Consider the following 21,227-nt stretch of genomic DNA (forward strand, 5'->3'; position numbering starts at 1 on the left):
CGGCAGCGTCGGCATTAGTTGCTCTGCGCCTCGTTAGCATCCAGATTCCAGTTACCAATATCGTCTTCTGTACCTGCGGTGCGATCTGGCCCCTTGGTCAGAATGTCAATACGGCCTACCTGGCCCGGGCTAATCAGAATATAATCTTCATCCCACGGGTCTTTAGGTAAACGACGGATAAAGCCCCCGTCCGGAAAAGCGCGTGGTACAGGCTGTGATGTTGGCGCGGTAACCAGTGCCTGCATGCCTTGCTCTGTTGTCGGATAAAAGCCGTTGCGTAAGCGGTACATATCCAGTGCGCTCTCCAGCTGTTGAATATCCACCACCGCTTTCTGGCGGTCTGCCTGCTCTTTGTTACCCATCAGGTTGGGAACGACCATACTGGCAATAATGCCCAAAATAACGATAACCACCATCACTTCCAGCAAGGTAAAACCGCGCTGTTTGTTGTTTTGTTGCCTTTTCATACTAACCACCACCTACCATATTGTTTAACGCTAAGATGGGCTGCAAAATCGCCATCACAATAAATAACACCATACCGGCCATCACAGCGACCAGCACCGGTTCAAAAACCTTTAATGACACTGTAACCAGGGTTTCAAATTCACGGTCCTGCGTATTCGCGGCACGCTCCAGCATAGAATCTAACTGACCACTTTTTTCACCGCTGGCAATCATATGCAGCATCATCGGCGGAAACAGTTTGGTTTGCTCCAGCGCATTGCGTAGCGACGTGCCCTCGCGCACCCTGGCGGTGGCATCGGTTACCGCCTGCTTCATGTAGCTGTTGCTTAACACGTCAGCACTGATACGCATCGCTTCCAAAAGCGGCACCGCCGACGCATTTAAAATACTTAACGTACGGGCAAAACGGGCGGTATTTAGCCCCTTAGTTACTTTACCAAGCAGCCTGTTACGCAGTACCAGCGCATCCCAGCGAAAACGAAATGCCGGTTTTAGCAGTGCCCGTTTAAACAGCACCAGCGCCAGCATAATGCCCAGCAACACGAATATGCCGTAAGCACGCAAAAAATCACTGGCGGCAATTAAAAATAACGTCGTGCCCGGCAAACTCTGGCCCATATGCTCAAACTGGCCGACAATTTTTGGCACCACAGCAGCCAGCAAAATGGAAATAACCAGGATGGCAAAACAGGTAAGAATGATTGGGTACAGCAGCGCCTGCAAGATCTGGCTACGCATATGCTGACGCTGTTCAGTGTAATCAGCCAGCCGGTTTAGCACCTGATCCAAATGGCCGGATTTTTCCCCTGCTGCCACCATTGAACGGAATAAATGATCAAACACATGTGGAAACTCAGCCAGCCCTTCAGCCAGGCTGTAGCCCTCGACCACTTTTGAGCGCACTGTCATCATCATATTTTTCAGCCGCGGCTTGTCGCATTGCTCTGCCACTGCCAGCAGCGCGCTTTCAATTGGCAGCGCTGCTTCAACCAGTGTAGCTATTTGCCGGGTGATCAGTGCCAGCTCCGATGCCGAAATACTGCGTTTGAACCATTGCTTGCCCGACGCCAGCAGTTTTTCCTGTTGCGACGCCAGCACCACGTTAACCGGCGTCAGTTTTTGCTCACGCAGTAACGAGCGGGCATGGCGGGCATTATCGGCTTCCAGCACGCCTTTGCTGGTTTTGCCGCGCGCATCCAGCGCCTGATATTCAAACGCCGCCATTACACGTCCTCACGGGTGACGCGCAACACTTCTTCCAGTGTGGTTTCACCGTTTAATACCTTGCTAAAGCCGTCAGCACGGATACTGGGGCTGTGCTGACGCACATATTTTTCAATCGCCTGCTCGCCCTTACCATTGTGAATAAGCTCGCGGATATGCTCATCGACCAGCAGCAGCTCATGAATACCGGTACGGCCGCGATAACCGCTAAAGTTACAGTGCTCGCAACCGGTTGCACGGTAAATCAGCACGCCATCTTTTTTAGCAACGCCAAGCAGATTACGCTCTTCTTTATCGGGTTCATGTGCAGCTTTGCAGTGCGGACACAGTGTCCGTACCAGCCTTTGTGCCAGCACACCGAGTAAGCTGGAGGACAGCAAAAATGCTTCGACGCCCATGTCTTCCAATCGAGTAATAGCACCGGCTGCAGTATTGGTGTGTAGCGTGGATAATACCAGGTGGCCGGTTAAACTGGCCTGGACGGCAATTTGGGCGGTTTCAAGGTCACGTATCTCGCCCACCATCACCACATCCGGGTCCTGGCGCAGTATCGCTCTTAAACCGCGGGCAAAAGTCATATTCACCTTGGTATTTACCTGGGTTTGGCCTATACCTTCCAGCTCATATTCAATAGGGTCTTCGACGGTGAGAATATTACGATCTTTAGTATTAATTTCAGTTAAGCCGGCATACAAGGTGGTACTTTTACCGGAACCTGTCGGGCCTGTTACCAGAATGATGCCGTGCGGCTTTAGTATCAGCTGCGAAAACGCCTGCTGCACTGACGGCGTCATACCCAGGTCGGCCAGGTTCAGGTGTGAGTTATTTTTATCCAGCAGACGCAGCACTACGCGCTCGCCATGGCTGGATGGCATCGTCGACACCCGCACATCTACTGCACGGCCGGCTATACGCAGGCTGATGCGGCCATCCTGCGGCACGCGTTTCTCGGCAATATCCAGCTTTGCCATAACCTTAATCCGCGATACTAGTAAGCTCGACAGACGGCGGTTCGGCCGCAATACCTCTCGTAAAATACCATCCACCCGAAACCGCACTATCAGTGCTTTTTCAAAGGTTTCAACATGGATATCCGAGGCGCCAAGTTTAATTGCCTCACCCAGCATGGCATTAATCAGCTTGATGATAGGCGCGTCGTCTTCGTTTTCCAGTAAGTCTTCGCTTTCCTGAATATCATCCGCTAACGAGGCTAAATTCACCTCATTGCCAATGTCTTCCATCAACTGCTGCGCTTCGGAAGAGTCACGCTGATAACTGGCTTCCAGCAAGGCTTCAAATTCAACGGCAGATAAGCGCTTTATCTGAAATGGCTCGGCCAGCATACGGCGCACTTCTAACACGGCAGCAGGTGCTGTCGCGGTGTGAATATACAACTGCCAACCATGATCCTGCTGCTGCAGCAACACGCCGTGGCGTTTGGCAAAGCCAAACGGCAGCCGGATGCGGTTGCTGGCAGGTATAACCTGCTCTGCGTCCAGCGCGTCCATTAGTCTTGCTTCCGTGGTTCTGCCGCGCCTGCAGCCGGCTGTTGTTGCTTATCCATATACTCATCAAAGGTTGGTGGCAGTGCCAGGCTATCATCCCACTCTGGCAGCACCACCTGATCAGTCATCGGCATCAGCCTGATGCCTTCTTCCTGGCGTTTTAACTGCTCAGCGCGGATATAGTTATATTTGGTTTTCGAAATGCCGGAGATAGCCGAGCCTTCACGTACGATAGTGGCTTTGATAAACACCATCAGATTGCGCTTTTGCTTGGTGACACTGGTCGATTTAAACAGATGCCCCAGTATTGGAATATCGCCCAGCAACGGCACTTTAGACTCACTTTCCTGCACGTCTTCGTCAATTAAACCGCCCAGCACGACAGTGGCGCCATCATCGGCCATCACAGTCGTTTTGATCTCGCGTTTATTAATCGTAATATCTACAGCAGTGGCGCCACCAATGCTGGACACTTCCTGCTCGATGGTTAATTGCACCGCATCACCTTCGTTAATCTGCGGTGTCACTTTAAGCTTAATACCCACTTCCTGTCGGTCTACCTGCTGGAATGGGTTAGTGTTATTGGAGCCGGTGGTAGAGCCGGTAATAACCGGTACTTCCTGCCCTACCAGGAAAAAGGCTTCCTGATTATCCATAGTGGTAATATGCGGTGTTGCCAATACATTAGAGTTGGTGCTGGTGCGTACTGCCTGCAGAACTGCAGCCCAATCGCCTTTGTAAAATCCGACCATAGCACCATTTAAGCCGCTTAATACATCAGCCAGAAGAGAGTAGTCGCGGTTAGAATCAGGTACAGTAGTTGTAACTTCACGACCATCGACAATAGTTGTGGTGGTAGAACCTTTGGTAACCTGCGACGCTACCGCTGCACCACCTGCCACACTGATAATAGGAATGGTATTGCCGTTATTAAAGTTAGTACCACCACCATTAGCGTTTAGCCACTGCACACCAAAATCGGTACCGTCGCCTTCAAACACTTCAACAATTATCGCCTCTACCAGCACCTGAGCGCGACGGATATCCAGCTGGCGCAGCACTTCTTCCAGCGAGCGCATCATATCGGGCTGTGCCGTGATCACCAGCGAGTTACTGTCAGCGTGGGCTTCTATACTGATAGCGCGGCCCTGATTGGCTGACGCACTGCGCCCACCCTGTGCACCGGCTGCACCTGTTGCGCCCTGCACTTCAGCAACGATAGAATCGCTTACACCTTTAAGCACCGGCACCAGCTCTTCGGCTTTGGCATATTTTAAATAGAATACCCGGGTGTTACCGCTGGTTTGCAGTTCGCTGTCCAAACGCTTAGCCAGCTCGATTACCCGCTGGCGCGCCTGTAATTCGCCACTGACAATCACACTGTTGGTACGCTCGTCTGCGACGATACGCGGCACCAGAAAATCAGGCTGTTCAGCCCGGCCCTGGCTTTTATAAATACTTTCCAGAATACGGACAATTTCCGGCGCCGACGCATACTGCAGCTTAACAATTTCCAGCTCCTGATCGCCGGCTTTGTCTACGCGCTGAATAATATCCACCAGACGGTTTACCACCGCAGCCGGGCCAGTCATCATAATGACGTTAGACGGGTCGTAGTTGACAACATGGCCACCACCGGCCTGGTTACTGAATTGTCGCAGCAACGGTGCCAGCTCGCGCACTGACACATTACGCACCTGCACCACCCGGGTGACCATTTCATCGCCCTGCCCAGGGGAATCATCTGTCACTACCGGTATATTGCTGGTTTTGGCATCTTTGTTGCGCACCACTTTCAGCACGCCGTTGTCCATTTCCACCACGGCAAAGCTGTATACTTCCAACACGTTAAGGAAAAACTGGTAATACTGCTGTTCGTTCAGCATTTCGTAGCTGCGCACATTAATACGGCCACGTACCTGAGGGTCGACAATAATGGTTTTTTTCAGGTTCATGCCAACAATATTAATAAACTCATTAATATCGGTGCCTTTAAAGTTTGGCGAGTACATCACCTCTTCCTGGGCGACAACTGAAGCTGCCGGAACCAGCACAGCACTAAGCGCAGCGGCAACCAGCATACTGGCCAGTGACCGGCGGGAGAAAAGAGAAAATTGCCCTGATTTCATTAATTTATAACCAATTAGTTTTAATAATTATTGTGATAGACTTACCAGAATATCTCTGATCTCACCATCGCGTTCTACTTTGATTGCCGCTTCTTTGGCTTCGCGTAACTCATTTATTACGCTCATCGCCTGCTGCATATCATTTAATGCAATACCATTTATCTCTACCGCCAGATCATTTGGCTGTAAGCCAAGCTGGGTAAACAAACTGGGGTCTTTACCCGGCATTAAGCGATACCCGGCCAGCTGGCCATTGACCCTGTGTGGCGACACCCTGATGTAGTCAAAAAACTTCATTGGCTCGGCTATCAGCTCTTCGCGGCGCAGTTCAAGTTGTTCATTGACCTGCAGCGGCTGCATTTCCATCGGCTCGGCAACCGGTGCCATATCAACAGCCGGCTCATCATTAGAAGGCTCGTCAGCCCGGCCAAGGCCGGCATTGGCCTGAGCAATTTTGGTATATTCAAAGCCATCCAGCATCAGCGTTTCATAGCGCCCGGCTTGCTGCAGCAATACCCTGTCAGACAACACTTGCTTTAAAACCGCATTGGTACCTTCTATCTTATCGTCAACTGCATAGGTGGCTTCAACGCCGCGGCTTTCGATAATAGCGCTACCTTGGTTCGGCTCAGAACCAACAGCCACCAGGCCTGTCAGCTTCACATTCAGCTGGGTTTTGGGCGCTTCTGTCACCACCGGTGCCGCCGTCTTTATCGGTTCTACCGAGGCTTTACCAAATAACGAAAACCCGGTTAACGCTGCCAGGCTAATGCCGCCACTTTGTTTTACCACTACGCTGGTATTTGGCCTTGGAGAAAATACCGGTGTATCAGCTGGCAGCAGTTGCCAGGTTAATCTGGCCAGCAACCACGCCAGTGCGAGCACTAAAAGCAGGTTCAGCCCTTGCTGTACCTGCTTTAGCGGCACCTTTTGTAATTGCTTCATTAGCTGTTGCGTGTCTAATAACGGCTTCATTGCACACTTCTACATTAAAAGAGAAAATTATCTTACCCAGTTGTCTGGCAGCCAACAAGGTCAGCACCAAGATTTACAAGGTATTAACCACGTTTTTTTGCTTTCTGCCGCCTATTTCCCCCGCTTTGGCACTATAATGGCGGTCTTAGTTCGGCAACAGCAGTGATAAATTTTATGTCGTCAGCAAAAACGCCGGCACAGTCTGACAGCCCAATATTACGATTAGATAAATGGCTGTGGGCTTGCCGCTTTTATAAAACCCGTGCTTTGGCGAAAGAGATGATCGAAGGCGGTAAAGTACATTATAATGGCCAGCGCTGCAAAGCCAGTAAAACGGTAGAGCCGGGCGCTACGGTAAAACTGGCCCAGGGCACCGATGAAAAAACCGTTGTTGTGCTGGGTTTATCAGAGAAACGTTTGTCGGCACCACTGGCGCAGGCTTTGTATGAAGAAACCGCCGACAGTATTGAACAGCGGTTAAAGCGGGCTGAGCTTAGAAAAACCAACAGCTTGTTTGCCCCGCACCCGGAAACCAAACCTGACAAAAAAGAGCGGCGTAAACTGCTCTTATTAAAATCGCAGCAGTAAGAGAACAGCATGAACTCAGATAATTTATTCCGCTTTTTATTTCAGCAACGCAACGTACGCGGCGAGATAGTGCTGTTGTCGTCTAGCCTTGACCAAATGCTCTTGCACCACAGCTATCCGCAGCCAGTGAAGCAGCTACTGGCAGAATTGGTTGCTGCGACTAGCCTGCTGACTGCCACATTAAAGTTTGAAGGTGATATCGCTGTGCAGGTGCAGGGCGACGGCCCGGTGCGTTTTGCGGCCGTGAACGGTACAGACCAACAACAGTTCCGTGGTGTCGTGCGGATGCAAGCGGAAATTACCGGTAGCAGTTTCCGCGACCTTATCGGTGAAGGTTACCTGCTGGTTACCATTACACCTAAGCAAGGTGAGCGTTATCAGGGCATTATTCCCCTCAGCGGTGATAGCCTGACGACTACGCTGGAAGCTTATTTTGCCCAATCAGAGCAGTTACCCACGCGCTTGTACCTGTATACCGACTTACAACCTGAGCATTGTCGCGCTGCCGGCTTTATGCTGCAGGTACTGCCGGTTGAGCAGCAAAAAGCCAAAGCCGATTTTGATGATCTGGTTATGCTAAGCGATACGCTGACACAGACCGAAATTTTTGACCTGCCAGCTGAGCAGTTGCTGTACCGACTGTTCCACCAGGAACAGGTTGAGCTTTTCCCGGCGCAGCAAGTCAGTTTTGTTTGCGGCTGTTCCCGTGAAAAATGCAGTTCTGCTATTGTCAGTCTCGGCCGTGATGTCATCAACGAGCATATTGCTGAAGGCAAACTGGATATTAGCTGCGAATATTGCAATAAAACCTACCATTTTAGCCGCGAAGATTTAACCCAACTGCTGCAACAGCTGTAAACTCAGATCTTATCTACTGCTATGAAAACGTTACCGGCTTGCCGGTAACTTTTTCGTGATTTATACCGCCAGCCGCCAATCTCCCATCCAATACCAAATATAAATAACATTAAAATTCAATTACTTAACCATAAAAAATAATCTGGCATGACTTTGGCTATAGCTAATACATCGTTTTCTTACGATCTGTGCATCAAGCACTAAGGAGCAAAGTATGTTGGGTTGGGCATTAACATTTTTAGTTATCGCACTGATAGCAGCAGTGCTGGGTTTTGGTGGTATTGCCGGTGCAGCAGCCGGTATAGCCAAGGTAATTTTCTTTATCTTCATCGTGTTGCTGGTGATCTCTTTGCTGGTGAATGCGTTGCGGGGAAAATCGCCAAGGCTTTAATTTAATTAATTTACAGAAGGATAAAAATTATGACGTTAGCAAATCTTATGAGCCGTTTCGCACTGGTTGCCATGCTTGCACTGTCTGTCGTGGCTTGTGAAGACAACAACGCAGAGGAAGTCGGTGAGACAATAGATGAAGTTGTGACTGACGCCGGCAACAAAGTCGAAGATGTCTGTGAAGATGTGAAAGATAAAGCAGATGCCGAAGATAAAGACTGCTAATTTATAAGCGGCAACAGTTAATACTGTTGCCGTTTTCCTGTTTCGCCCTTCAGCCAGACGGTACTTTCTGAAAAGGTACTCTGTATTATGACCGTAGCCGCACTTTACATCTGCCTCGCACTTTTATTCACTGTTGCCAGTTGGCTCGCGCCCTATTTGTTGTTAAAACTATTGCTGGCCTGGGTGGCGCTTTCATTGTTTGTCGTCAGCTCAGCCTACTGGCTGAACAGCGCCAGTGTGTTTCGTAAACGCAGTGATGGCAGTATCCCCTGGTATAGCTACTGGTTGTTTATTCCATTTCTGTTAGGTGCAGGCGCTTATAACCTTTTTACCAGGCGCCGGGATACAGTGCCGGCCATGCAACGGGTAGCGAAAGGATTATTTCTGGGTGCACGCCTGACTACTGCAGACTTACCCGAATTGCAAAAAAACCGCATTACTGCGGTATTGGATGTCACTGCCGAGTTTGCTGCACTTGATGGCCTTAGCCAGATGGAAGGCATGCAGTATCTGAATGTGCCGGTTTTGGATCACGCCAGCCCGACCACGGCACAACTGAAGCAAAGCGTGCTATGGCTACAACAGCAACGCGCCGCCGGTAGAAGAATCTTAGTGCATTGTGCTTTGGGTCGAGGTCGCTCGGTATTGGTGTTGGCTGCATTTTTATTAAGCCGCCACAACAGCAAAAAAGCTGAGCAAGCGCTGGCGCTGATTAAGCAAGTCCGACACACCGCCCGGCTAAACCGGCACCAGCTTGCCGCTTTACATCGCTTTGTCGACGGCTTTGATAGCCCGGATCCAAGCCCTGTCTGGCTGATTGCGAATCCGGTATCCGGCGGTGGTAAGTGGCATGAAGCCGAGGCGGAAATAGTTAGTCTGTTGTCGCCTTTTATGACCCTCGAAATCAAACTGAGCAACGCAGGTTGCTCTGCCCGCCAACTAGCACAGCAAGCCAGACAAGCCGGTTGCAAACTGGTTATTGCCTGCGGCGGCGATGGCACTGTTACCGAAGTGGCCTCGGCTTTGGTTGGCAGCGATACCTGCCTCGGCATTATTCCGCTGGGTACGACTAACGCCTTGAGCCATGCCTTGTGGGGCATCAGTGCCAAACTGATGCCGGTACGCTCAGCTTGTCTGAATATTCTCGATGGCCAGAGCCACGCGATAGACACTGCGCACTGCAATGATAAATTAATGCTGCTGCTCGCCGGCGTGGGTTTTGAACAGCAGATGGTTGCAGCTGCAGATAGAGACAAAAAAAACCAGCTCGGGCAGTTGGCTTACCTTAACGGGCTATGGCAGGCAGTGCAGAGCAATCATATTCAGTCACTGTGGGTAAAATTTGATGAGCAACCGGAGCAGCCACTCGACACCGCCAGCCTGGTTGTTGCCAATGCCGCCCCGCTGACAACACTTCTTGCGCAGGGCCGTGGCGCACCAGATTTAACCGACGGCAAACTGGATATCACCTGGCTGCTGGCTGATAACGAGGATAGCCAATTCCTTGGTCTGGCAGAGCTGGCGTTAGCCGGGCTAACCAACATCAACCCCAGCGTTGCCAGCCAGAGCTGCCAGGCCAGCAAAATTGCAGTGCGCCGCCAGGATGACCAACCACTGCATTATGTAATTGACGGCGAGCTATTTGAAGCCAAAACTCTGGAGATTAGCATCAACCCGACGTCATTATGTGTAATGCTGGCTGACGATGACACAGAAGATACTCCTGTCAGCTGAGCAGTATTATTGGTCAGTCTGCTGATACTTTTCCAACTTGTTGTACAAGGTTTTCACACTGATCCCCAGTTGTTGAGCGGTATCCGTTTTATTGCCAGCGTTTTGCTCCAGAGTATTCAGAATCGCAGCCTTTTCCAGATCGTCCAGTGGTACCCCACAAGGCACTTCTGCCAGGCACTGTGCATCAGCCTCGGTATCTTCTGTGTTCAGCAATAAGTGCTCAGGCAGGATCTGCTTGTCAGACAAAATGTACGCACGTTCAATAGCATGTTTAAGCTCTCTGACATTACCTGGCCAATTGTGGCTGGCGATAAGCTGCATAGCCTCTTCTGTCAGTAACTTCTCTTGCTGCTCCTGCGCATTGCGATAAGCTAAAAAATGTTGTGCCAGGCCGCTGATGTCGCTACCTCTGTCACGAAGTGGGGGTACATGCACCGGAAACTGCGCCAGACGAAAATATAAATCTTCGCGCAATAAGCCCTCTGCAATTGCCTGCTGCGGATCACGGTTAGTCGCTGCGATGACTCTAACGTCGGCCTGGTGTGTCTTATCAGTACCTACCGGCCGGAACTCACCACTTTCCAGCACACGCAGTAGCTTAACCTGCTGCTCCGTTGGCATCTCTGTAATTTCATCCAGAAACAAGGTTCCGCCCTGGGCCTGGGTAAATACCCCCTGATGGTCGCGTAATGCCCCGGTAAAGGCGCCTTTACGATGGCCAAACAGTTCACTGTCTACCAGCTCTGGGCTAAGTGCCCCACAATTAATGGCAACAAAGCGCTGTTCTGCCCGGTAGCTGGCCAGATGCAACGTATTCGCCACCAACTCCTTACCGGAACCGCTTTCACCGATCACCAGTACATTAGCATCCGTTACCGCGACCTTACGCAACGTGCGGTACAGCTTCAGCATTACTCTGGACGAGCCAACCAACAGGCCAAACTGGTCAAGCATACTGGCTTTAGTGTCAGCAGGCTGACGTATATTGCTCAGCTGTTGATAAAAATCTTGCAGCGTCTCTAAAATGCATGACATATCAAGTGGTTGGCGAAAATGGTAACCTGCGCCAGAACGCATCAGCTCATCCAGCATCGGCTCTGCACTACCGTCGCTGACAAAAATAAAATCCATTTCCGCCAGCAAATGGCTGCTAATTAGCGGCTGATAGTCGGCTTCGCTTTCATGATCAACCTGAATAAAAGCCAGGTCACAGGGTTGTTGCAGTAGCTGTTCTGACCAGGGCGTGGTGTTACTGCTTCTGACAACCACAAAACGCCGTACGATTTCGGACTGCATTAACTGGGCGCTCAGTTCAGGATCCTGCACATGTAAGAATAAGCGTGGCTGTGTCATATTTAAGTACTCAGTTATCAGCTCTAACCCTATGTCAGCACTGTAATTATAACAATGCCCATTGGTAAAACTTACCTGTCCCGTCGGCCTGTTGCACCTTACTGCCAAAAATAATTATGCAAATCATGAATTTGCACTTTGGTATATGAATTGAATATGAATCGGTACCGGCATAGAAAAAGAGGTGTAACTATGGGCTATGCAGAACCGGCTTCACAAAATAATAACACTGAATCAAGAATGCTGCATGGCGTTCATATGCTGTGTATGTCGGCGCAACAGTTCTTTCAGCAAGCTGCTTATCAGGTAGATGACAGTAACCTGCGCTATAAGTTTCTGGAGCTGTCCAAACTGCATGCCAATGCTGCCAGGAAGTTGCCAGTGGCAACGTCAGCCCCGTCGCCACACATACAAGATAGCGAGCTTGCCGCTGTGCAATTCTGGTATTTGCATCAGCAAGCAAGTCTAAACAAAAAACGACCGCAGCCACTGATGCTGACCGAATTAGCAGACTTACTGCAACAACAGTTGTATGCCCTGAAACACCTCACCAAGCATGTTGGCAGTAACTCGGGCCGGGTGCCGCTGGCGCATTTATCAGCCGCACTGCAAATGGCCTATGATCAGTTATTACCTCTGCTGAAAGTTTTACCGACAGGCGGGCAAAAACTACAACAAAAGTTTTACCAACATTACAAAATAATAAATTAAAACCATTAAAAACAATAAGTTAATAATTGGCATTGAAATGGCATTAGTCTAATCGTCTCAATACAAAGGAGCGAAGACATGAAACGTACAACTTTAGCAATGATGATGACCTTGGCACTGTCTACTACAACAGCGGTAGCCGCCAACGATTGGAAAGAAGGTGCCAAAGATGCGTGGATTGATGGTAAAGCCGAAACAACTCTGTTGTTAAACGGCAACTTAAATTCATTTGATATTAATACCGATGTAAAAAACGGTGTTATTACCCTGACCGGTAAAGTAGAAAGTGACGTAGATAAGGCTCTGGCTGAAGAGCTGTTGGAAAATCTGGACGGTGTTAGCCGTGTTGATAACCAACTGACGGTAATGGCCGATAAAAACGCTAACCGTAGCGACGACGACAACAGTGCGCTGAAAGACGCAAAAATCGCCACTGTGGTGAAAACCCGTCTGTTGTTCGAGTCAGAAGTCAGTGGCACGTCAATTGATGTAGACGCCGAAAACGGTGTAGTCACTTTGCAGGGAGAAGTTGATTCTGACGCTGAGAAAGATTTGGCCGTTGCTATTGCCAAAAATACCGATGATGTCACTAAAGTCGTCGATAAACTGCAAGTAGCACAATAACTTGAGCTGTTATCCTAAACGCCGGCCTGGGCCTTATACCCGAGCCGGCGTTTTGCTGTTAGTAGCCCATTCCGGTATGCTGGCGCCACTGACGATATTAGTAGCATGCTGTTATGCGCATTTTGCACACTTCAGACTGGCACCTTGGCCAGCATTTTATTGGCCGCAGCCGCGCAGCCGAGCATCAGGCCTTTTTACTCTGGCTGGTTTCCCAGGTTAAAGCCCTCAACATTGATGCGATTATTGTAGCCGGCGATATTTTTGATACTGCCACTCCGCCCAGCTATGCCCGCGAACTGTATAACCAATTTATCGTTGAGTTGCAAAGCTGCCAATGTCAGCTGGTTATGCTGGCTGGCAACCACGACGCACCAGCGGTATTAAACGAAAGCAAAGCGTTACTGCAGCATTTAAACACCAGCGTTATCGCCAATATCAGCGAAGACCTAAACCAGCAATTATTGGTATTACAACATCAGGGCCAGCCAGCCACACTTCTCTGCGCTATACCTTTTCTACGTGCCCGTGATCTGCTGCAAAGCCAGGCCGGACAAAGTGCCAGCGACAAGCAGCAAAGCTTACAACAGGCGATAGCGCAGCATTATCAGCAGTTGTATCAGCTGGCACAGCAGTATAATACTGAGCATAAACTGAACCTGCCGGTTGTAATGACCGGCCACCTGACGACAGTCGGTGTCAGCCGGTCTGAATCTGTACGGGATATTTATATCGGCACACTTGACGCTTTTGCGGCAAATGCCTTTCCGCCGGCAGATTACATTGCGCTTGGCCACATTCATCAAAGCCAGCAGATAAAAGCCGACACCGATATCCGTTACAGCGGCTCGCCGATAGCGCTGAGTTTTGACGAAGCAACGCAGCAAAAGCAGCTGTGGCTGATAGAGTTTAAAGACGGCGATAAAACGGTATCGACGCTACCGGTTCCATGCTTTCAGCCACTTTTGAGTATAAAAACTGATTTAGCGGCGTTGAAGCAAAAGGTACAACAAGCTGTTGCAGCTATAGCAGCAACCGATACTCTATGGCTGGAGCTGGTTATTACTGAAACCGATGCTTATCTGACAGATTTGCAACAAAGAGTCGAAACCGAGCTGCAAGACTTGCCCGTTGCCCTGCTGCGCTTGCGTCGCCAGCGCACTGCCGTAACTAACCCGTTAGCCAGCGATCATGACACCCAATTGTCTGAATTAACACCGCAGCAGGTGTGGCAAGCACGGCTTGCCGGCGAGGAACTGACCGCAGAGCAGCAACAGCAACTGAGCAAACTGCACGGAAAGGTATTAGCTACCGTACTGGAGGCCAAGTGAAGATTCTGTCAGTGCGGCTGCAAAACCTGAACTCACTGCGTGGCGAGTGGTTAATTGATTTTCGCCAGCCACCTTTTAGCCAAACCAATATTTTTGCCATTACCGGTGCGACCGGTGCTGGCAAAACCACCATTTTGGATGCTATCTGTCTGGCGCTATACCACCAGACACCAAGGTTAAAAACATCACCGACCAGCAATGAGCTGATGACGCGCAATTGCAGCGAATGTCTGGCAGAGGTTGAATTTGAAGTTGCCGGCATTGGATACCGTGCATTCTGGAGCCAGCGCCGAGCCAGAGGCGCGCCCGACGGCAACCTGCAGGCCGCAAAAACCGAACTGGCCAGACTCGATGGCACTATTCTGGCCGAAAAAACCAGCGACAAACTGCGGCTGGTTACCGAAATAACCGGGTTGGACTTTGGCCGTTTTACCAAATCAATGCTGCTGGCTCAGGGCGGCTTTGCCGCTTTTTTAAATGCAGATGCTAACGAACGCGCCGAGTTACTGGAAGAACTAACCGGTACCGATATTTACGGCCGTATTTCTGAGCAAGTATTTACCGATTGCCGTGAACAGAAAAGCCAGCTGGACTTGTTGCAGGCGCGCGCTGGCGCAGTAGAGCTGCTAAGCGAAGATCAGAAACTACAGCTGCAAACCGAACTGAGTGAAGTGCAATCGACATTTGCCACCATACAACTGTCGCTGTCAGAACAGCGTAAGCAACAAAGCTGGCGTGAGCAGCTGGACAAAGCGCAATACGAGCTACAACAGGCAGAACTGGAAGTCAGTGCTGCGCATAGCGCCATCGAAGCTCACCGCCCGCAACTGGCCCGTTTAACAGCATGGCAACCGGCCAGTCAGCTGTTACCGTTATATAGTGCCTGTCAAAGTGCGCTCGTTGAGCAAAGACAATGTCAGCAGGAGCGGCAGACACTGCAACAGCAGCAACAGCAGGCCGAGCAGCAACAAGCCAGTTTACTGTGGCATGGCGTACAGCAGCTTGCACAGCAAAAACAACAAATTCAGCTGCAGCTGCAACAACAGCAACAGCAACTGCAGCAACTGACACAACAGCAACCGGTGATCAGCGCGAAGCAGCATGCACTACAACTTCAGTTAAAACAGCTGACCGATGCGTTGCAAGACACCGATATTCAGCAATTGCGTCAGCAACAGCAGCAACTTCAGGCCAGGCAGCACTTGTTGCAGTATGTGCAACATCAGCAACTACAACGGCAGAAGTGGCAGCAACATTGCGCTGCTACAGAGTCGCAGCTACAACAAAACAAACGCCAACTAGAGCCGTTGGCTGGGCAACTGCAGGCGTTGCGCCAGCAATATAAAACACTGCAGGAACAGATTGCTGACAAAAAGCAATTGTTACAGCAACAGCAGTTGATTATGCAGTTGTCTGAACACCGCTCACGGTTACAACCTGAACAACCCTGCCCGCTGTGTGGTGCAACTGAGCATCCTGCTATAGAGCATTATCAGCAATTAAGCAGCTCAGATACCGAGCAGCAGTTGACGCAGAAAGAACAACAGCTGGCTACAGTACAAAAACAGGGAGAAGTGCTTAATCAAAACCAGTCTGCTCTGCAGGCAGAACAGAAGCAGTTGCAGCAGCAACTTAACCGGCAACGGCAAGAGCTTGCAGAGCTTGAAGCTGATATAACAAGCCGGCTGAAAGGTGAGCAGCCACCCGAGTTAGATGCCGCTTTGGCTGACACAACGGCAACACTGGAACACACCGCTAAAGCTTTGCAGCAAGCAGAACATCAGCAACAGCAGCTGCAGCAGCAAAAAGAACAATTACAAACAGCAGAGCGGCAACTGGAACACAATCAACATCAGCAACAGCTACAGCTACAACACATACAACGCCTGGAAGAACAGAATGATGCAGTGACAGTGCAGCATCAGGAGTGGCAGCAACAATGGCAGGCAACGCAACAGCACCCGCCGCAACAGCCGACAAAGGTGGCAAACTTTGCTGAGTTAAACACGGCATTACAACAAGTGCAGCAACAGCTACAGCAGGCGCAGGGACAGCAACAGGCTTTGGCGCGTAGACAACAAGCACTGGACGCTCAGGTGAAGCAGCACGACGAGCAGTGGCAACACGCTCTGACAGCAAGCAGTTTCAGCGACGAAGCCGCATTCAGAAAGGCGGTATTGGAGCAAGTGGAAGTCGAGGCCTTACAGCAATTGCAGCAGCAGCTGCAGCAAGCCGACATTGCGGCAAAACGGTTACACAGTGAATGGCAACAGCGTTATCTGCAACTGCAGCAGCAACAACTAACCACGGAGTCGCTGGCCGGGATTACAGCAAAACTGCAACAGCATGAGCAGCAGCTGCAACAATTAAGCGCGAGACAAGGTCAGCTGCAGCAGCAAATCAGCAGTGACGAACAGCGGCATATCAATCAGTTGCAGTTACTACAAGATATTGCACAGAAACAACAACAGTATGAACACTGGCAGCGTTTAAACAGCCTGATTGGTTCTGCTGACGGCGCCAAATACCGTCGCTTCGCACAAAGCATGACATTGCAGCAACTGGTTGTGCTGGCTAACCGCCAACTTGAGACACTGCATAACCGCTACCAGCTGTCACGGCATGCTACGGCAGAGCTGGAGCTGGTTGTGCTGGATACCTGGCAGGCCGACAGTATGCGTGATACCAAAACACTGTCCGGTGGCGAAAGCTTTCTGGTGAGCCTGGCGCTGGCCCTGGCGCTGTCCGATCTGGTCAGTCATAAAACCCGTATTGATTCTCTGTTTTTGGACGAAGGCTTCGGTACACTGGATGCGGATACGCTGGACAGTGCGCTCAGTGCGCTGGACGGCCTCAATGCCAGCGGTAAAATGATCGGCATTATCAGCCATGTTGAAGCGTTAAAGCAGCGTATTAGTGTGCAGATCAAAGTTGAGAAGCAGCAAGGGTTGGGTTACAGCCAGATCAGGATAGGCGGTTAATTAGCGCTGTATCAGCGCAGCAAACTCGCTGGCAGGTATAGCTTTACTGAAGTAGTAACCCTGATAGAAATCACAGCCTTGCTGGCGCAAGAAGGCCAGTTGTTCAGCTGTCTCAACACCTTCGGCCAGCACTTTAAAATTCATCGTGTGAGCCAGCGCAATAATTGCCGTAGCGATCTGCTTGTCATCCTTTGCCTGGGGAATATGTTCAATAAAGCGCCTGTCTATTTTCAGTACGTCCAACGGCAAGCGTGTCAGATAAGATAAAGACGAATAGCCAGTACCAAAATCATCAATCGCCAGCCTGACTCCTAACGCTTTGATCTGATGCATAGTAGCAATAACCCGCTCTTCATCTGTCATCAGCACGCTCTCGGTGACCTCCAGCTCAAGCAGTTCAGGCGGTACCGCTGTTTCAGCCAATGCCAGCTTCAATTCTTCAAGCAGCTGATCTTTGCTAAATTGCTGTGCCGACACATTAACGGCCAGACTAAACGGAGTCATGCCCTGATCAAGCCAGTGCTTAAGCTGCCTGAGGCTCTGCCGCAATACCCAGGCGCCGAGATCGTGGATCAGGCCACACCCTTCCGCTAACGGGATAAACACCGACGGCGTGATAACACCTAACTCGTCATCATGCCAACGCAGTAATACCTCAGCGCCAACTACTTTGTCGCTGACAATGTCTATTTGCGGCTGATAATAACATTGCAAAATATTATTTTTTATTGCCTGGCGCAAACGTGCCTCAAGCACAACACGTTGCTTTGCCTGAGCAGTTAACGCATCGGTATACAACGCGATATGGTTGCGCCCTTCGCCTTTGACCTTATACATTGCTGCATCGGCAGCTCTGAGCAAATCTTCGCTATTGGTTGCATGGTCAGGATAGAGGCTTATTCCGACGGAAACCGCGGTATTAACTTCCGCGCCATTATTTAACATACAAGGTTGCTGCAACTGTTTCATAAGCAACCTTGCTAACGTAGCGGCTTCAGCGTCAGATTGCACGACTGGCAACAATACACCAAACTCATCGCCACCCAGCCGGGCCAGCACATGTTGCGAATCACAGCCTTGCTGCAACCTTTGGCTCACCTGCATCAGCAGTTGATCGCCGGCGCTGTGGCCAAAGCTGTCGTTTATGTCTTTAAAATTATCCAAATCCATCAGCAGCACCGCACATTGCTGTTCCTGCTGTTGGGCTCGGGCAATGGCTTTATCCACGCAACGGGCAAAATGCTGGCGGTTGGGTAACTGCGTTACGGCATCAAAATCAGATAGAAACGCCAGGGCTGCGGCCTGTTTCTTATGTTCAGTTAAATCGACGTCAATACAGAAAATCTGCGGTTCCATCTCTGGGAGCTTCACCACTGCATGGCCTGAAAATACTGATACCATTGAGCCGTCTTTACGTTGTAACACCAGCTCTTCTGACGGAATAGAAGTACCTGTCTGAGCCATCTGTGTCATCGCTTCCGCGACCAATGGCTTCATCGGGGCAGGAATAATCAGTTCCAGCAGGTTTTTGCCTATCGCTTCTTCCCTGCTATAGCCGTAAATCAGTTCACTGGCTTTATTCCAGTAAAACGTCGAACCGTCAGCATAGTAGCCCTGGACAGCAATTTGCGGCGTGTTGTCCAGTAAAGTACGGAAGCGCAACTCGCTTTGCGCCAGTTGCTGCTGAACCTGCTTCTGTTCATTAATATTATGTATCACTGAAATAAAGTAACTAAACGCCGGGGTGCGGATCATGGCGACGGACAAGTGCGCCCACAGCACTTTACCATCCTTACAGATATAACGTTTTTCTAATTCGTAATTGTCTATCTGGCCATTTTTCAGCTGTCTGACCATGGCAATATCAGTATCCAGATCGGCAGGGAAAGTAAGTTGCTGAAAGTTCATTCTTATCAGCTCAGCTTCGGTGTAACCCAGCATCCGGCATAACACCTGATTCACCCGTAAGAAACGGCCATCCATCGACACATGCGCTATGCCAGCTGCTGCATGCGAAAAAGTATCAATAAAAGCCTGCTCAGACTGGTTAAGCGACCGGGCTATGTGCTGTTTTTGCTTTAACAGAAACCATGCGAGTAGTGCCGTCAGGCTAACGTAGAAATATCCCTTATAACTTTGGTATTGCGTCAGCAGACTGCTGTCGGTAACGAGCCAGGCTAGTATTTTATCGCTGCAGGTAATCCACAGCAGACCAAACAAAAAATACACCAGAGCACCAAACCAGGGATGCTGTAACAGGAATTGTAAACGGGGCTTCCATACCGGTGTCATTAGGTTAATGTAGAAATATTATTAATGAAGTGGTAATGACAGCATAGCCTAAATTTATAACAGGCCAAGCTAAATGATTAAATAACAAGGTATTTAATAACAGGCCTGCCTGATGCAGGCCTGGAAATAATTAGAAAGAATACACCAGCGTCAGTGACGTTTGCGTATCTGTACTCTTTTTTCCTTCCGGAACAGAAGAGTCATTTTGTACTAAAAATGCTGCTTTCATCTGCAACGAACCATTAATCTTTGCCCGCAACGATGTTTCGCTGATAGTACGGGTATTATCGTCACCATACTCTACGCTGAGCGTCTGAGCAAAGCTGGCTGATTCGCTGATTGTCCAGTTAAAAGCAGCTGCTCCACGCACAATCAGGCCATTCTCTGTTTCGCCTGTTGAACGCTTACCGGTGAAATAACCCGGACCGATTTCCACATCCAGATATTTATCTTCGGTATTGTACACCCGGGTACCATAACCTAAAGCAACAGTGGTGTATTCAGTATAAGCGCCAAACTCATCATCAGTATACGAGCCAAAAGCGAATAACTTATCAAATTCATTATCCAGCTTATACGCCGCTTTTGCCGAAATCAGATACTTTTCTGCCGACTTTTCAGTGTATTTATCACCGTTGTCATCAGTCTTTTCATCCTCTTTAAAAAAGGCGCTGAAGATATACTGATTACTCCACTGCTGCAGTTCTTGCTTAGCATCGATCTTACCAGTAATGGAGGTACCGACTGTGTTACCGGAGGTGGTTATCGCCCCCAGCTCTGCCGATGTTGTCCACACCTTGTCAGTAGCAGCAGTATCGTTAGCCTGTGCCTGCATGCTGGCAATCACGGCCAATGCTAAAACTGAATAAACCTTCATACTTACTCCTGCTTATCTTTCTTAATATGTACATCCATTTGCGGAAATGGAATACCAATACCGTGCTCATCAAATGTCAGCTTCACTTTTTCCAGCGTATCCCAATACACGCCCCAGTAATCAGCCGATTTTACCCAAGGCCGTACCAGGATGTTGACCGAGGAATCTGCCAGAGCGCCAACCTTTATTGCTGCCGCTGGCTCCGCCAGTACGCGCTCATCGCTCTTTATAATATCTTCCAGTATTTGTTTGGCTTTACGCAGATCAGAGTCATAACTGATACCGATGGTCAAATCGACGCGGCGCGTGGCTTCTGCTGAGTAATTGGTTATAGCGCTACCGGTGATTTGTGCATTTGGCACTATCACCAGTTTATTGTCCGGGGTTTTCATGATGGTCTGAAAAATCTCAATTTTATCTACCGTGCCGGTGATACCGCCAGCGTCGATAAAATCGCCTGATTTAAATGGTCTGAACAGGATAATCAATATACCAGAGGCAAAATTGGCCAGAGACCCTTGTAACGCTAACCCGATCGCCAAACCGGCTGCACCTAAAATAGCAATAAATGATGTGGTCTGAACACCAACCTGTGACAGCGCCATCAAAACCGTCGCGATCATAATAACGGCGTAGACAATGCCACAGACAAAAGACACGACAGCCTTATCTACTGAGCGTTTTAATAACGACTTCTCCAGAAAACGACGTAAGGCTTTAGCCACCATACGGCCGACATAAAAGATAACTATCGCGGCGACAAGCTGCAGCAGGTAGGCTAACAGCAACTCGTGATTCTCCTCGAATAACTGAGTAATTTTCTCCATAACACGCTCCTGTGAATTATCCGGTTTAGCAAGCAGCGCAGATAATAACACAGCAGCACTGGCCTGGTCAGGCAAAACCTACAAGTTGTTAACCTAACCTGGTAGCGGAAAATGCTTGGTACCGACATAAAACTTAGG

Annotated in this window: 18 protein-coding genes; 9 read left to right on the forward strand and 9 right to left on the reverse strand. The window is 49.7% G+C overall.

Annotated features, from left to right (window positions below; translation table 11 throughout):
- Positions 1 to 14: 14 nt before the first annotated feature.
- From gspG to gspC, 5 genes are read right to left on the reverse strand one after another with little or no spacing between them, the layout of a single operon-like run.
- Positions 15 to 467, reverse strand: coding sequence for a type II secretion system major pseudopilin GspG (gspG, locus tag LHL18_RS19120; protein ID WP_134058528.1), 453 nt, complete (start codon positions 465 to 467; stop codon positions 15 to 17).
- 1 nt (position 468) lies between these two features.
- Positions 469 to 1,692 carry a type II secretion system inner membrane protein GspF gene (gene gspF / locus LHL18_RS19125; protein ID WP_134058531.1) on the reverse strand — a complete coding sequence of 408 codons (1,224 nt, stop codon included), beginning with the start codon at positions 1,690 to 1,692 and terminating at the stop codon, positions 469 to 471.
- Positions 1,692 to 3,200, reverse strand: coding sequence for a type II secretion system ATPase GspE (gene gspE / locus LHL18_RS19130; protein WP_134058533.1), 1,509 nt, complete (start codon positions 3,198 to 3,200; stop codon positions 1,692 to 1,694). Before gspE ends, gspF begins: the two co-directional genes overlap by 1 nt.
- The gene (gene gspD / locus LHL18_RS19135; protein WP_226768287.1) at positions 3,200 to 5,326 is read right to left on the reverse strand and encodes a type II secretion system secretin GspD; all 2,127 of its coding nucleotides are present in this window, start codon (positions 5,324 to 5,326) and stop codon (positions 3,200 to 3,202) included. The genes gspE and gspD overlap by 1 nt, the downstream gene beginning before the upstream one ends.
- A gap of 27 nt (positions 5,327 to 5,353) precedes the next feature.
- Positions 5,354 to 6,301: a type II secretion system protein GspC gene (gspC, locus tag LHL18_RS19140; RefSeq protein ID WP_226768288.1), complete on the reverse strand. Its 948-nt coding sequence runs from the start codon at positions 6,299 to 6,301 to the stop codon at positions 5,354 to 5,356.
- A gap of 174 nt (positions 6,302 to 6,475) precedes the next feature.
- On the opposite strand from gspC, the gene hslR reads away from it, so the two are divergent.
- The 5 genes from hslR (at position 6,476) to LHL18_RS19165 (ending at position 10,096) form a co-directional block, all read left to right on the forward strand.
- Positions 6,476 to 6,889: a ribosome-associated heat shock protein Hsp15 gene (hslR, locus tag LHL18_RS19145; RefSeq protein ID WP_226768289.1), complete on the forward strand. Its 414-nt coding sequence runs from the start codon at positions 6,476 to 6,478 to the stop codon at positions 6,887 to 6,889.
- A 9-nt stretch (positions 6,890 to 6,898) separates the two neighbouring features.
- Positions 6,899 to 7,747, forward strand: coding sequence for an Hsp33 family molecular chaperone HslO (gene hslO, locus LHL18_RS19150; protein WP_226768290.1), 849 nt, complete (start codon positions 6,899 to 6,901; stop codon positions 7,745 to 7,747).
- Between the two features lie 214 nt (positions 7,748 to 7,961).
- Positions 7,962 to 8,138, forward strand: coding sequence for a DUF1328 domain-containing protein (locus tag LHL18_RS19155; protein ID WP_134058548.1), 177 nt, complete (start codon positions 7,962 to 7,964; stop codon positions 8,136 to 8,138).
- A 29-nt stretch (positions 8,139 to 8,167) separates the two neighbouring features.
- The gene (locus LHL18_RS19160) at positions 8,168 to 8,362 is read left to right on the forward strand and encodes a hypothetical protein (protein WP_134058551.1); all 195 of its coding nucleotides are present in this window, start codon (positions 8,168 to 8,170) and stop codon (positions 8,360 to 8,362) included.
- Between the two features lie 87 nt (positions 8,363 to 8,449).
- Positions 8,450 to 10,096, forward strand: coding sequence for a diacylglycerol kinase family protein (locus tag LHL18_RS19165; RefSeq protein ID WP_226768291.1), 1,647 nt, complete (start codon positions 8,450 to 8,452; stop codon positions 10,094 to 10,096).
- Positions 10,097 to 10,102: 6 nt separating this feature from the next.
- On the opposite strand, the gene LHL18_RS19170 is transcribed toward LHL18_RS19165, so the two are convergent.
- A complete protein-coding gene (locus tag LHL18_RS19170) occupies positions 10,103 to 11,449 on the reverse strand; it encodes a sigma-54 interaction domain-containing protein (protein WP_226768292.1) in 1,347 nt (448 codons plus the stop codon).
- A gap of 192 nt (positions 11,450 to 11,641) precedes the next feature.
- Between LHL18_RS19170 and LHL18_RS19175 the strand changes: the two genes are divergently transcribed.
- The 4 genes from LHL18_RS19175 (at position 11,642) to sbcC (ending at position 17,093) form a co-directional block, all read left to right on the forward strand.
- Positions 11,642 to 12,160, forward strand: a complete 519-nt coding sequence (locus tag LHL18_RS19175) for a hypothetical protein (RefSeq protein ID WP_226768293.1) — start codon at positions 11,642 to 11,644, stop codon at positions 12,158 to 12,160.
- Positions 12,161 to 12,238: 78 nt separating this feature from the next.
- A complete protein-coding gene (locus tag LHL18_RS19180) occupies positions 12,239 to 12,784 on the forward strand; it encodes a BON domain-containing protein (RefSeq protein ID WP_134058563.1) in 546 nt (181 codons plus the stop codon).
- 113 nt (positions 12,785 to 12,897) lie between these two features.
- On the forward strand, positions 12,898 to 14,112 hold the full coding sequence (sbcD, locus tag LHL18_RS19185) for an exonuclease subunit SbcD (protein ID WP_226768294.1): 1,215 nt from the start codon (positions 12,898 to 12,900) through the stop codon (positions 14,110 to 14,112).
- On the forward strand, positions 14,109 to 17,093 hold the full coding sequence (sbcC, locus tag LHL18_RS19190) for an exonuclease subunit SbcC (RefSeq protein ID WP_226768295.1): 2,985 nt from the start codon (positions 14,109 to 14,111) through the stop codon (positions 17,091 to 17,093). The genes sbcD and sbcC overlap by 4 nt, the downstream gene beginning before the upstream one ends.
- On the opposite strand, the gene LHL18_RS19195 is transcribed toward sbcC, so the two are convergent.
- The 3 genes from LHL18_RS19195 to LHL18_RS19205 form a co-directional block, all read right to left on the reverse strand.
- Positions 17,094 to 19,385 (reverse strand): sensor domain-containing protein, encoded by a 2,292-nt coding sequence (locus LHL18_RS19195; RefSeq protein WP_226768296.1) that lies wholly within the window; start codon positions 19,383 to 19,385, stop codon positions 17,094 to 17,096. It abuts the gene before it with no gap.
- Between the two features lie 130 nt (positions 19,386 to 19,515).
- Entirely contained in the window at positions 19,516 to 20,262 is a 747-nt protein-coding gene (locus LHL18_RS19200) for a DUF481 domain-containing protein (protein ID WP_134058575.1), read from the reverse strand.
- Positions 20,263 to 20,264: 2 nt separating this feature from the next.
- Complete coding sequence (locus tag LHL18_RS19205; protein WP_134058578.1) at positions 20,265 to 21,089, reverse strand: mechanosensitive ion channel family protein; 825 nt, start codon at positions 21,087 to 21,089, stop codon at positions 20,265 to 20,267.
- Positions 21,090 to 21,227: the final 138 nt, after the last annotated feature.

This window comes from Rheinheimera aquimaris (genome assembly GCF_020531985.1).
Lineage (GTDB): Bacteria > Pseudomonadota > Gammaproteobacteria > Enterobacterales > Alteromonadaceae > Alishewanella > Alishewanella aquimaris.